This window comes from Rhizobium sp. J15 (genome assembly GCF_002531825.1).
Lineage (GTDB): Bacteria > Pseudomonadota > Alphaproteobacteria > Rhizobiales > Rhizobiaceae > Rhizobium.
On sequence record NZ_NWSX01000027.1, the window covers coordinates 66,879 to 78,812 of the forward strand.

The following is an 11,934-nucleotide window of genomic DNA, read 5'->3' on the forward strand; positions in this document are numbered from 1 at the left end:
CCATGACGACTTACGATTACATCATCGTCGGAGGCGGATCCTCGGGCTGCGTGCTGGCCAACCGCCTGTCGGAAAACCCGGCGCACAAGGTGCTCCTGATCGAGTCCGGCCGCCGCGACGCCGATCCATGGATCCATATCCCCGCCACCTTCTTCAAGGTGCTGGGCAAGGGGATCGATATCCATCCCTATGCATCGAACCCCGACAAAGGGCTGAACGGCCGGCCGAGCATCGTGCCGCAGGGCAATGTGCTTGGCGGCGGCAGCTCGGTCAACGCGATGATCTATATTCGCGGCCATCGTAACGACTACGATACCTGGTCGCAGATGGGCTGCCAGGGCTGGTCCTATGACGACGTGCTTCCGGCCTTCCGCTCTCTGGAAAGCAACGAGCGGCTGAACGGCCAATTCCATGGCAAGAAGGGCGGCCTGCACGTCTCCGATCCGCGCCACCGGCATCCGCTGAGCGAGGCCTTCGTCAAGGCGGCGACCGAGATCGGCATTCCCCATAATGACGATTTCAACGGCGCCGATCAGGCCGGTGTCGGCTTCTATCAGAGCACCACCCATGGCGGTCGGCGCTGGAGTTCGGCCCAGGCTTTCCTGCGCGAAGCGGAAAAGCGGCCGAACCTCACCGTGCTGACGGAGCGCAAGGTGGCGCGCGTCCTGTTCGAGGGGCAGAGGGCATCCGGCGTCGAACTGCTCGACGGCACGACTTTCAAGGCGTCGCGCGAAATCGTGCTCACATCGGGCGCCATCGCCACGCCGAAGATCCTGCAATTGTCGGGGATCGGCGATGGCGCACATCTTTCCTCGCTCGGCATCGAGGTCGTCGCCGACCTGCCGGGCGTCGGCGCCAATTATCAGGATCATCTCGAAGTGCCGGTGCAGGGCGAAACGCACGAGCCGATCTCGATCCTCGGCCATGACAAGGGCCTGCGCGCCGCCGGCCACATGCTGCGTTACCTGACATCGCATCGCGGGCTGCTGTCGTCCAACGTCGTCGAATGCGGCGGCTTCGTCGATACCGCAGGCACCGGCCAGCCGGATGTGCAGTTCCATGTGCTGCCCGTGCTGATCGGTTTCGTCGACCGCGAACCGGAGCCCGGCCATGGCCTCAGCATTGGACCATGTTATCTCCGGCCGCGGTCGCGCGGCTGGATCAGGCTGAAGAGCGCCGATCCCAGGGAGCAGACGGATTTCAACGCCAACCTGCTCTCCGATCCCGCCGATATCGAAACCCTGGTGCGCGGCGTCGAGACGGCGATCCGCATCCTCGATGCGCCGGCCCTTGCCAAGCTGGTCAAGCGACGCGTGCTGCCGAAGCCCGGCGTCGAAAAGGATCCGGAAGCCCTGCGCGATTACATCAGGCAGTCGGCCAAGACTGTGTTTCATCCGGCGGGAACGGCGCGCATGGGCCGCGCCGACGATCGCATGGCCGTCGTCGGACCCGACCTCAAGGTGCGCGGCGTCGAGGGGCTGCGCGTCTGCGACGCCTCGGTGATGCCGACGCTGGTCTCGGGCAACACCAACGCACCGACGATGATGATCGCGGCAAAGGCCGCAGCATTCATGACAGGCAAGGCGATTTCCGGCTGAACCCGGCATCGCCCATCGCACTACCCCGTGGGGAGCGGGGCAACAACTGGAGGAGACAATGCCTATCAATCCAAAAGGGCTGGCAATCGGCCTGCTGCTGACGCTCGTTTCGGCGTTCAGCGCCCATGCCGCCGCATCCTGCGGCGACAATAGCGGCAAGCCGGCGACCGGCGAACCGATCGTGATCGGCGCCATCACCGGCAAAACCGGACCGGACGATTTCTCGAATTCGACCCGGGCCGCCAAGGCCTATTTCGACTGCCTGAACGCCAATGGCGGCATCAAGGGGCGCCCGGTCGAATATCTGGTCGAGGACGACCAGTGGAATCCCGAGACCGCCGCGCAGCTCGCGGCCAAACTCGTCAATGACGAGAAGGCCGTACTGATGGTCGGCAATTCGAGCTTCGTCGAATGCGGCGCCAATGCCGATTTCTACAAGAAGTCAGGCATTCTCGTCGTCGCCGGCGTCGGTGTTCCCCGCGAATGCTTCTTCGCGGCAAATTACGCGCCAACCAATGCCGGTCCGCGCGTCTCGATGCTCGGCGCCATGGGCTATGCACTTGACCACCTGAGCGCAAAGTCGGTCGTCTGCATCGGGCCAAACATCCCGAACGTCGGCACCTGGTCCTGCGACGGGATCATCCAGCTCGCCAAGGAAAAGGGCCTGAAGGCCGAGACGATCCTGATGGACCCCGGCACCGCCGATTCCACGTCGACCATCCTGCAGGCGGCGGCTTCCAAGCCCGACGTGATTATCCTCGGCCTGCCCAAGGGCGTGACTGTGCCGCTGCTGACCGCCGCCGAGGAGCAGGGGCTGAACCAGAGCATCAAGTTCCTGAGCGCCGCCTCTGCCTATGATCTCTCCGTGCCCGGCACGATCGGCGCCGGCTGGGACGGCAATTTCATCGTCAACATGGAGTTCAACGATCTCGAAGCGACGACGCCCGATAACCAGAACTGGCTCGCCGTCATGGATCAGTACGGCCAGAAATCCGATCCGCGCGATACCTTCGCCCAGGCCGGCTATCTCGCGGCAAGGATCGCCGAAACGGCGCTGATGACGCTCGATCCCGCCAATATCAACCGCGAAACCGCATCGGCGGCCGTGCGTGGGATCAAGAGCTTCAAGAGCGATATCTTCTGCGCCCCTTGGTACTTCGGCGACGGCCAGACCCGCCACAACGCCAATTCGACGACGCGCATGGCGGTCAGCGAAGGCGGCAAGTGGAAAGTCGTCTCCGACTGCGCTCCGTCGCCGGATCCCGAGCTGAAGGACATCCGCGCCTTCGAAAAGTCCGCCGGCCTCAACTGAGCCTGCGTCTGCCATCGTGCTCCGCGGCATTACCCCGCGGGGCACGATAAGTCCCAGAGGATCGCCTATGAACATTCTTCCTTTCATCATATCGGGGCTCGGGATCGGCGCCGTCTATGCCTTGTCGGGCGTCGGCCTCGTCGTGCTGTTTCGGGCGACCGGCGTTCTCAATTTCGCTTTCGGCGCCTTCGGCGCGATCGGCGCGCATTGCGCCTGGCAGCTGCTCGAGTGGAAGATGCCGCTCGCCGTCGCCATTCTTGCCGCCGTTGCCGTCTCGACGGCGATCAGTTTTCTCTACGGGCGGATCTTCGCGCCGATGCTGTCGCATCGCGATACCGTCGTGCGCGCCGTCGGCACGCTGGCGCCGGCGCTCGTGCTGATCGCCGTCATGGGTGTCATCTGGGGCGAGCTTCCGCGCCGCCTGCAGTTTCCGACCGACCAGATGTTCGTGTCGCTCTTTGCCGTGCGCCTGACCTATACCCGTATCATCGCTCTTCTTCTTGCCGTCGCCATGGTCGTCGCGATCACCTTGCTGCTTTCCCGCACGCGGCTCGGCCTCGACATGCGCGCGCTGGCCAACGACCGTGATCTCAGCGCCGTGCTCGGCGTGCGCGTCCTCCATACCGAGACGGCCGCCTGGATCATCACCGGTATCTTCTCCGGCCTTGCCGGCCTGCTGCTTGCCGATCTCGTGCGGCTGCAAGGCACCTTCCTGACGCTGCTGGTCATCCCGGCCATTGCCGCGGCGATCCTCGGCCAGTTGCGCTCGCTCTGGGAGACGGCCGCCGCCGGCATCCTGATCGGCATTGCCGAGGCGGCGCTGACGCCCCTTGCCTGGATATCGCCCTATCGCGCCGCCGCACCCTTCATCATCGCGCTTGCCGCCGTCACGATCCTGGGAGGCACGGCGAAGGCCGCGTTGAAAGACCGATGAGCGTTCAGCCGCAAACTATCGCCTCCAACGCCGAAGGCCTGTCGATGATGCGCCTGCCGAAGCAGCTTCTGCATGTTCCCGTGACGATGGCGATCTTCGCGGCCGTGGTCGCCTTTCTCGCCAATTCCTTCTGGCTTTCGGCGGCAACCTCGGCCGTCGCGCTGTCATTGTCGGTGGCCGGCCTTGCCATTCTCTACGGCCAGCTCGGCCTGGTTTCGCTCTGCCAGTTCGCCCTCGTCGGCGTCGGCGGCTGGGTGACGCTGCGCATCGGCCATGCCTTCCATCCGCCCTTCGAAGTGAGCCTGCTTGCCGGCGGCATCGTCGCCTCCGCGGTCGGGCTCGCCTTCGGCGTGCCGGCGCTCAGGCTGCGCGGTCTCTATCTCGCGCTCGTCACCCTCATGCTCGCGGGCGCCTTCCAGATCGTCATCAGCGCCTGGGGTTTTCCCGATGGCGGCCCCGGTTTTCTCGGCAGGGCCGACGGTTCGGGGCGCGAGATGCTGGCAAGACCTGTGGTGGCCGACGGCGAGGTTGCCTATTTCCTCTATGTCTGCGTGGCGGCGGCAATCGGCCTTTCGATCGCGCAATGGCATAAGCTCGCGCGTCCCGGCAGGGCCTGGGCGCTGATCCGCAAGGGCGAGACCGTCGCGGTCGCGAGCGGCGTCAACGTGCTGGTCTACAAGGCCTGGGCCTTTGCGCTCAGCGGCCTGCTCGCCGGCCTTGCCGGCGGGCTGCTGGCCGGCAATGTCGGCCAGCTCGACGGGCGCGCCTTCGGTGCATTCGAGAGCCTCAACCTCTTCGCGCTCGCCATCGTCGGCGGTGTCTTCAACTGGTACGGGGCGCTAATCGCCGGCCTGCTGCTGCGGGCGGTGCCGGCGCTGCTCACCGATCTCGGCATCGACGGCTACGTCACGATCGGCATTTTCGGCATAGCGCTGTTCCATGCGCTGGCGACCGCGCCGGCCGGCATTGCCGGCCAGATCGCGGCATTGATCGCCCGTCTGAACGGCGGTCTATCGAAGGGGAGGGGACGATGATCACCATCGACAATCTCGTCGTCCAGTTCGGCGGCGTGAGGCCGATCAACGAGCTCAGCGCCGTGCTGACGGCGCCGGTCGCGGGGCTGATCGGCCCGAACGGCGCCGGCAAGACGACGCTGCTCAACGTGCTTTCCGGCTTTGTCCGACCGGTTCAGGGAACGGTGTCGCTCGGCGCTGAGGCGCTGTTGCCGATGTCGCCGCTCCAGCGCGTTCGCGCCGGCCTGCGCCGCTCGTTCCAGACCGAGCAGGTGGTCGAAGACCTGACCGTAGCCGGCAATATCGCGGCGATCGCCGATCATGTCGTCGGCGCGGCGCATCGCTCCGAAGCTGTCGAGGAAGCGCTTTCCTTCGCCGGTCTCACCGCGGCTGCCGACCGGCTGGGGCAATCGCTCAATCTTTTCCAGCGCCGCCTGGTCGAGCTGGCGAAATGCGTCGTCGGCAAGCCGAAGCTCATCCTGCTGGACGAACCGGCCGCTGGCCTGACCGAGGAGGAGGGAAAGGCGTTCCGCGAACTGGTGCTGCGCATTCCGGCCGAATTCCGCGCACCGGTTCTGGTCATCGATCACGATGTCGAGCTCATTCGCTCCATGTGCAGCGAAACCATGGTGCTCGACTACGGCAAGCTGCTGGCCCTTGGCCCGACGCAGACCGTGCTTGCCGATCCGAACGTGCGGCGCGCCTATCTGGGGGAGTTCTGAAATGAGCGGGATTTCCGAAGTCAGCGTCGAAAACCTCGTCGTCGAACGCGGCGGCAAACGCGTCATCCACGATATCTCCTTTTCGGTCGCGGCCGGCAAGGTGACGACCCTGCTCGGCGCCAACGGGGCCGGCAAGTCGAGCACGGTCATGGCCATGGCGGGCGTTCTGCCACGCGGCGGCGCGGTGCGCCTGGGAGACATCGCGCTCGAAGGATTTGCACCCGACCGCATCCGCCGCGCGGGCCTTGCGCTCGTTCCCGAGGGGCATCGGGTGCTGGGGCAACTGTCCGTGGAGGACAATATCCTCGTCGCCGCGCTCGATCCGTCAGCGGTTGCGCGACGGAAAGGGCTGGAGCGCGCCTATGAGATCTTCCCCGAGCTTGCCGAGCGCCGGCGCCAATCGGCATCGGATCTTTCCGGCGGCCAGAAGCAGATGGTGGCGATGGCGCAGGCTTTCGTCGCAAAGCCGCGTTTCATGATCGTCGACGAGCTTTCGCTCGGCCTCGCGCCTGCCGTGGTCAAGCGTCTGGCCGAAGCGCTGAAGATTGCCGCCGCCGGCGGCATCGGCGTGCTGCTGATCGAGCAATTCGCCAATCTCGCGCTGGATCTTGCCGACAAGGCTCTCGTGCTGGAGCGCGGCCGCCTCGTCTTCGACGGCCCCGCCGCGACACTGAAAGCGCAGCCGGACATTCTTCATGGCGCCTATCTGGCGAGCTGAGGCGAGGAGACCGTCATGCGTTTTGCCGCGGATCACCGCCATGTCGAGACGGCTCGGGGCCGGGAATTCGCAGGGCTTGCCCGCACGCTGTTCGGCAATGTCAGGCTCGATTTCGGTGGCGCCGACGAGGAAAAGAGCGCGATGCTCTCGGCTATGCTCGGAGCATGCCGGCTGACGCGGCTGGAAGCCGACCGGCATGTCGTCTTCGGCGAGCGGGTGACGGCCGGGCCTGAGGATCCCGATGCGATCAAGCTGATCCTGCAGACAGAGGGCAGCGCCTCGATCGGACAAAGCGGCGTGCAGGCGCCGGTTGCCGCCAATGCCCTCGTCATCTACGACCCGCGCCGGCCCTATGTTCTGACCAACAGCGCGCCGGTCCGCCAGCTGCTGCTGCAAATGCCGCGGCAGGCGCTGCCGCAGGCCGCGGTCGAGCGGCTGGCAGCACCCTTCACCGCACATGCCGGGCAGGACGGCATGTGCGGCATTCTGCTGTCGCTGATGGAATCGACCATGCAGGAGATCGGCCATCTCGACGAGGCGCAACGTTCGAGCGTCGGCCAGACGATGATCGATCTCGTCCGCACCATGATCGGCGAGGGGCGGCCGCAGCGGCTGGTCGCCGATCCCCTCGATCTTTTGCTGGCCCGCATCAAGGCGTTCATCGCCGGCAATATCGCGCGGCCGGATCTCACCGTCGCCATGATCGCACGGCGCATGGGCTGTTCGGTGCGCTACGTCTATCGCGCATTCGAGGCCGAGCGGCTGACGCCGTCGGATTATATCTGGGACCTGCGGCTGCAGCTGGCTGCGGCGAAGCTGCGCGAGGCCGGCGGCCACAGCGGTGAAATATCCGGTATCGCCTTTGCGCTCGGCTTTTCCTCCAGCGCGCATTTTTCGCGGGCTTTCCGCACCCGCTACGCTGTTTCGCCGTCGCAATGGCGCAAGGCTGCGCTTTCCTGAGGCGGCCCGGCTTTGCGCCGGGCCATCCGGATTTTATCGCATCGATTCCGCGACGCGCAGCGTATCGGTGAACTGCTCGAAGCGCCGGATCTTGCCGTCCGCCACGCGCCAGGCATGGACGACGCGGGCCTTGAAGGATTTGCCGGTCTGCCGGTGGGTGCCGCTATAGTCACCGATGGCGATGACGTCGTCGCCGGCATCGAGGAGGCGCTCCAGCTTGAAGGTGTAGCCGTCGAATGTCTCGCCGAGCGCCTGGAAGACGTGTCTGAAGACTTCCTGCGGGCCGACATAGGTGCCGGCACAGGGAAATCCGTCCATTTCGGTCCAGCGGCAGTCGGATGCGATGTCGGCCAGCATGCCGTCCATATCGCGGCGGTCGTTGGCGTCGTAATGCGCCTTCACGATGTCGAAAGCTCTTTTCATTGTCTTGTCCTCACACCGGTTCCTGGCCCGGCAGGTAATAGGTCATCGAAGCCTTGCGGATGAAAGCGCCGGCCGGGCTGTTCTGGATGCGTCCGTCGCCGGTGATGCCGAGGAATTTGCCGGTCGAGCGCATGTCGTCGAAATTGTAGAAGAAGGTTGAGGCGACCGGGATTTTGAACTCCCGGAAGGTGAAGACGTATTGGTTTTCGTCGAACTTGTAGGTGGTCGTCAGATCGACGTCGCCATGGCCGCGCTGGACGCCGACCAGGCATTGCCAGGCATAGCGCTGCGAGGAGAGGTACGTGTGTTCGTAGACATGGTTGGGGCTGTAAGTGAAATGCGCCCTGAGCCCGATGAGATCGCGGCTTTCCGCCGGCTCCGGTCCGCTCGCGGCGCCGCCCTCGACGATACCAGGCCGGAAGATCTGTGCCACCTGCGGTTCGCCGGCGGCATCTTTCGCATCGCGGACGATCGAATAGATCGAAAGCGCTCGCCGGGTCTCGACGTTGAGGATCAGCGTTTCGGCCTCCCGCGGGCGGGCGGCGAAGACGATCTCGATGAAATAGGTGTTCGGCGCGACCTCGATCACCTCAGCCTTGTCGGTGGCGCTTTCCCTGCCGTCCGACCATTCGGCCTCGCCTTTGCCGATGGCAAGGTCGAGCATACGGCCGTCATCGAAGCCGATCCTGTAGGAAGAACCGGCCAGCGCGTCGCTCGCCGGCAGGCGGTTGGTGTCGATGCCATAGGCGAATTCGTCGTAGGTTTTCCAATCCTTGGGATTTTCGTTCATCGTCATCTCCTCCTGTCATTCTGCGAAAGCGAGCGTCGGCAGGTCGACCGTGCCGGCGCCGCCGTCCACGGTCAGGATCGCGCCGTTGATCATCGAAGCCTCCGGCGAGGCCAGGAAGCAGACGGCGTTGGCGACATCCTCGGCGCTCGCCGGGCGGCCGAGCGGCACGTCCTTGGTGACGAGCGCATAGGCCTCTTCGACGCTTTTCAGCTGAAACTTCTCGACGATCACCTGCATCTGCTCGTCGGCCATGTCAGTCGTCACCCATCCCGGGCAGACCGTGTTGGTGCGCACGCCCTTGCGGCCGTAGTCGCGCGCCAATGACTTCGCAAGGCCGATGCAGCCATGTTTCATGGTGACGTAACCCGCCGCATCCGGCCCGGCGAACAGCCCGGCGATCGAGGCGAGAACGACGATATTGCCCTTGCTGCGGATCAGGTGCGGCAGGGATTCGCGGGCGCTGACGAAGGCGGTGTTGAGGTTGAGCCGGGTGGCGAGATCCCAGGTCTCATCGGACATGCTGATCGTCGGTCCGACACCATGGCCGCCGGCATTGGCGATCAGCACATCGAGCCCGCCGAAGGTCTCGACAACAGTTTCGAGCGCGGCCCGCATCGCAGCGCCATCGGCCGCATCGGCGGTAATAACGGTGGCGCCGATCTCATCGGCGACGGCGCGAAGCGGCGCCGGGCGCCGTCCGACGAGCACGACATTGCCGCCTTCCTGCCGGATGCGCCGGGCGACGGCAGCGCCTATGCCCGTGCCGCCGCCGGTGATCAGCGCCGTCTTGTTGCTGAAACGCATATCTCTTCCTCCTGGATCTTTCGATCATCATGGTCGAAAGGCCGGGAGGCGTCCTGTCCAGCTGTGCAGTCCGTTTTGACTGAGCGTGCAAAACGATGCAGGAAAGGTCAGTAGACCTTCACGTCGCCCACGGGCCTGGCAGGTTCGGCCTTGTGGAAGTCCTCGAGCAGCTTGGCGGTGGCATTGGCAAGCAGCATGACGTCGTTGCCGATCGCGACGAAGGTGGCGCCGAGTTCGAGATAACGCTTGGAGAGGGCGAGATCGCCGATCAGGATGCCGGCGGCCTTGCCATGCGACTGGATCCGGGCAAGCGCCTTTTCGACTTCCGCCTGCACTTCGGGCGCACCCGGCCTGCCGAGGTAGCCCATGTCGGCGGCGAGATCGGACGGACCGATGAAGACGCCGTCAACGCCCTCGGTCGTCGCGATCGCATCGAGGGCTGCGAGCCCCGCCCGGCTTTCGACCTGCAGGAGCAGGCAGATCTCGTCATTGGCGGTCTGGAGATAGTCGGGTATGCGGTTGAAATCGGAAGCGCGGGCAAGGGCAGCGCCGACGCCGCGCACACCCTGCGGGGGATAACGCACGGCGCGGACCATGGCTTCGGCCATCTCCCTGCTGTCGACCATCGGTATGAGCAGCGTCTGCGCGCCGATATCGAGCATCTGCTTGATGATCCACGTCTCGCCGACCGGCGGGCGGATCACCGCGTGGCTTGCCGATCCCTTCATCGCCTGCAGCTGCGAGGCGAGCAGCGGCACGTCGTTCGGCGCATGCTCGGCATCGAGCAGCAGCCAGTCGTAACCGGCGCCGGCGCAGATTTCGACCGTATAGGGGCTGGCGAGCGCCTGCCAGAGGCCGATCTGTGCCCGCCCCTCTTTCAGGGCTTGCTTGAAGAGGTTCCTGGGCGCCGGCATGGTTTCACTCCTTCATGCAAAATAGAGACCGACCGAGCCGTATGGGCCGAAATCGGCATGGATGGTGTCGCCATGCCGCGCCTCGATCGGACGGATGAATGAACCAGCCAGCACGATCTGTCCAGCCTCGATGCCATCGCCATAGTGCGCCAGCCGGTTGGCGAGCCAGGCAACGCCGCGGGCAGGCTGGTTCAAAACCCCGGCCCCGAGGCCGGTTTCCTCGACCTCGGCATTGCGGCTGACGATCGCGCCCATCCAGCGCATGTCGATCTCATCCACCCGCGCGGCGCGGCCGCCGGTGACGATGCCGGCGTTGGCGGCATTGTCGGAGATGGTGTCGACGATGGTGCGCGCCTTTTTCGTCTCCGGATCGACGCGCAGGATGCGGGTGTCGAGAATTTCGAGCGCCGGCGTCACATAGTCGGTGGCGTTGAGCACATCGAAGATCGAGATGCCCGGGCCTTTCAGCGGTGCCTTCATCACGAAGGCGATCTCAGCTTCGATGCGCGGCTGAATGAAGCGATCGGCCGGCACGGTGGCGCCGTCCTCGAACACCATGTCGTCGAAGAGCACGCCGGAATCGGGAATGTCGATATTGAGCGCATATTGCATCGCCTTCGACGTCAGCCCGATCTTCCAGCCGATCGGCTTGCGGCCGCGCGCGATCTTCTTCTTCACCCAGGCCGCTTGCACCGCATAGGCATCGTCCATCGTCATTTGAGGATGCTTCAACGATAGAAGTCCGGTCTGGACACGGGTCCGCTCTGCCTCGTCAAGGTTCAGCGCGGCCTGTTCGATGTCGTTTGACGTCAGCATCTCACACCTCGTCGGCGATCGTGTTTCTCAGGATGCCGAGGCCATCGGCCTCGACTTCGACGACATCGCCGGGCTTCAGCCAGATCGGCGGATCGAAGCGGGCGCCGGCGCCTGTCGGCGTGCCGGTGACGATGACGTCGCCGGGAACCAGCGTGGTGAAGGTGGAGATGTAATTGACGATCTTACGGAAGGAGAAGATCATCCGGCTGGTCCGGTCGCTCTGGCGCACCTCGCCGTTGACGCGGGTTTCGAGCCTGATATCAGCAAGCTGGCTTTCATCCCGATAGGGCACGAGCCACGGACCGATCGCGCCGGTCCGGTCGAAATTCTTGCCCTGTGTGACGTTGAACTTGGCATGCCGCACCCAGTCGCGGATCGTGCCTTCGTTGCACAGCGACAGAGCCGCGATGTGGGAAAGGGCGTCCGCTTCGGCGATGCGCCGGCCGCCCTTGCCGATGACGATGACGATCTCGCCCTCATAGTCGAGCTGCGGGCTTTCCGGCGGCCGGATCAACGGCTGCTCATGGCCGGTAAAGGAGCGCGGGAAACGGATGAACAGCGACGGGTTGGAAGGCGCGGCCTGACCGTCCTTGTATTCCTCGTTGCGGTCGGGGAAATTGACCCCGACGCAGATGATCTTCTCGGGTGCGGGAACAGGGATCTCATAGGTGATCTGGTCGAAGAAGAAGTCGGGGGCAAAGCCGCTGGCCTTGTCGAGCAACCGGTCGAAAGCGGCGTCCGCGACGACCTCACGCAGCGTCGGCCAGGATGAGCCATAGCGCTCCGACAGATCGACGATCCCCTGGTTGCCCACGAGACCATAGCGGCTCCGTCCATCGGCAAAGAAGGTGGCAAAGCGCGGATGTGTCATAGGGTTCTCCTAAGCCTCAGGTGATGCCGCCGAGGCAGACATATTTGATTTCGGTGAAT

At 64.8% G+C, this 11,934-nt stretch carries 13 protein-coding genes; 7 read left to right on the forward strand and 6 right to left on the reverse strand.

The features are described from left to right. Nucleotides 1-2 precede the first annotated feature (2 nt). From CO670_RS21460 to CO670_RS21490, 7 genes are all read left to right on the forward strand, one after another. Nucleotides 3-1,598, forward strand: coding sequence for a GMC family oxidoreductase N-terminal domain-containing protein (locus CO670_RS21460; protein WP_097592107.1), 1,596 nt, complete (start codon nt 3-5; stop codon nt 1,596-1,598). Between the two features lie 58 nt (nt 1,599-1,656). Continuing rightward, entirely contained in the window at nt 1,657-2,910 is a 1,254-nt protein-coding gene (locus CO670_RS21465; protein WP_097592108.1) for an ABC transporter substrate-binding protein, read from the forward strand. Between the two features lie 67 nt (nt 2,911-2,977). Beyond that, nucleotides 2,978-3,844 carry a branched-chain amino acid ABC transporter permease gene (locus CO670_RS21470; RefSeq protein WP_097592109.1) on the forward strand — a complete coding sequence of 289 codons (867 nt, stop codon included), beginning with the start codon at nt 2,978-2,980 and terminating at the stop codon, nt 3,842-3,844. After that, nucleotides 3,841-4,878 (forward strand): branched-chain amino acid ABC transporter permease, encoded by a 1,038-nt coding sequence (locus CO670_RS21475; protein WP_097592110.1) that lies wholly within the window; start codon nt 3,841-3,843, stop codon nt 4,876-4,878. The genes CO670_RS21470 and CO670_RS21475 overlap by 4 nt, the downstream gene beginning before the upstream one ends. After that, on the forward strand, nt 4,875-5,579 hold the full coding sequence (locus CO670_RS21480) for an ATP-binding cassette domain-containing protein (RefSeq protein WP_097592111.1): 705 nt from the start codon (nt 4,875-4,877) through the stop codon (nt 5,577-5,579). The genes CO670_RS21475 and CO670_RS21480 overlap by 4 nt, the downstream gene beginning before the upstream one ends. Before the next feature lies 1 nt (nt 5,580). Continuing rightward, the gene (locus tag CO670_RS21485) at nt 5,581-6,297 is read left to right on the forward strand and encodes an ABC transporter ATP-binding protein (protein ID WP_097592112.1); all 717 of its coding nucleotides are present in this window, start codon (nt 5,581-5,583) and stop codon (nt 6,295-6,297) included. A 15-nt stretch (nt 6,298-6,312) separates the two neighbouring features. Further along, entirely contained in the window at nt 6,313-7,257 is a 945-nt protein-coding gene (locus tag CO670_RS21490) for a helix-turn-helix domain-containing protein (protein WP_097592113.1), read from the forward strand. 33 nt (nt 7,258-7,290) lie between these two features. On the opposite strand, the gene CO670_RS21495 is transcribed toward CO670_RS21490, so the two are convergent. From CO670_RS21495 to CO670_RS21520, 6 genes are all read right to left on the reverse strand, one after another. Then, entirely contained in the window at nt 7,291-7,680 is a 390-nt protein-coding gene (locus tag CO670_RS21495) for a nuclear transport factor 2 family protein (protein WP_088685944.1), read from the reverse strand. 10 nt (nt 7,681-7,690) lie between these two features. Then, on the reverse strand, nt 7,691-8,470 hold the full coding sequence (locus CO670_RS21500; RefSeq protein WP_097592121.1) for a MoaF C-terminal domain-containing protein: 780 nt from the start codon (nt 8,468-8,470) through the stop codon (nt 7,691-7,693). A 15-nt stretch (nt 8,471-8,485) separates the two neighbouring features. Further along, nucleotides 8,486-9,274 carry an SDR family oxidoreductase gene (locus tag CO670_RS21505; RefSeq protein ID WP_097592114.1) on the reverse strand — a complete coding sequence of 263 codons (789 nt, stop codon included), beginning with the start codon at nt 9,272-9,274 and terminating at the stop codon, nt 8,486-8,488. 107 nt (nt 9,275-9,381) lie between these two features. After that, nucleotides 9,382-10,188 carry a 4-hydroxy-2-oxoheptanedioate aldolase gene (hpaI, locus tag CO670_RS21510; protein WP_097592115.1) on the reverse strand — a complete coding sequence of 269 codons (807 nt, stop codon included), beginning with the start codon at nt 10,186-10,188 and terminating at the stop codon, nt 9,382-9,384. Between the two features lie 12 nt (nt 10,189-10,200). Beyond that, entirely contained in the window at nt 10,201-11,004 is an 804-nt protein-coding gene (gene hpaH, locus CO670_RS21515; RefSeq protein ID WP_097592116.1) for a 2-oxo-hept-4-ene-1,7-dioate hydratase, read from the reverse strand. Nucleotide 11,005: 1 nt separating this feature from the next. Then, nucleotides 11,006-11,875, reverse strand: a complete 870-nt coding sequence (locus CO670_RS21520) for a fumarylacetoacetate hydrolase family protein (RefSeq protein ID WP_097592117.1) — start codon at nt 11,873-11,875, stop codon at nt 11,006-11,008. Nucleotides 11,876-11,934 lie beyond the last annotated feature (59 nt).

Bases quoted from the DNA above. Each gene is read 5' to 3' on its own strand.
- CO670_RS21520 (WP_097592117.1), bottom strand. From the start codon at position 11,875: ATGACACATCCGCGCTTTGCCACCTTCTTTGCCGATGGACGGAGCCGC.
- hpaH (WP_097592116.1), bottom strand. From the start codon at position 11,004: ATGCTGACGTCAAACGACATCGAACAGGCCGCGCTGAACCTTGACGAG.
- CO670_RS21495 (WP_088685944.1), bottom strand. From the start codon at position 7,680: ATGAAAAGAGCTTTCGACATCGTGAAGGCGCATTACGACGCCAACGAC.
- CO670_RS21485 (WP_097592112.1), top strand. From the start codon at position 5,581: ATGAGCGGGATTTCCGAAGTCAGCGTCGAAAACCTCGTCGTCGAACGC.
- CO670_RS21460 (WP_097592107.1), top strand. From the start codon at position 3: ATGACGACTTACGATTACATCATCGTCGGAGGCGGATCCTCGGGCTGC.
- CO670_RS21465 (WP_097592108.1), top strand. From the start codon at position 1,657: ATGCCTATCAATCCAAAAGGGCTGGCAATCGGCCTGCTGCTGACGCTC.
- CO670_RS21475 (WP_097592110.1), top strand. From the start codon at position 3,841: ATGAGCGTTCAGCCGCAAACTATCGCCTCCAACGCCGAAGGCCTGTCG.
- CO670_RS21490 (WP_097592113.1), top strand. From the start codon at position 6,313: ATGCGTTTTGCCGCGGATCACCGCCATGTCGAGACGGCTCGGGGCCGG.
- CO670_RS21480 (WP_097592111.1), top strand. From the start codon at position 4,875: ATGATCACCATCGACAATCTCGTCGTCCAGTTCGGCGGCGTGAGGCCG.
- CO670_RS21470 (WP_097592109.1), top strand. From the start codon at position 2,978: ATGAACATTCTTCCTTTCATCATATCGGGGCTCGGGATCGGCGCCGTC.
- hpaI (WP_097592115.1), bottom strand. From the start codon at position 10,188: ATGCCGGCGCCCAGGAACCTCTTCAAGCAAGCCCTGAAAGAGGGGCGG.
- CO670_RS21500 (WP_097592121.1), bottom strand. From the start codon at position 8,470: ATGAACGAAAATCCCAAGGATTGGAAAACCTACGACGAATTCGCCTAT.
- CO670_RS21505 (WP_097592114.1), bottom strand. From the start codon at position 9,274: ATGCGTTTCAGCAACAAGACGGCGCTGATCACCGGCGGCGGCACGGGC.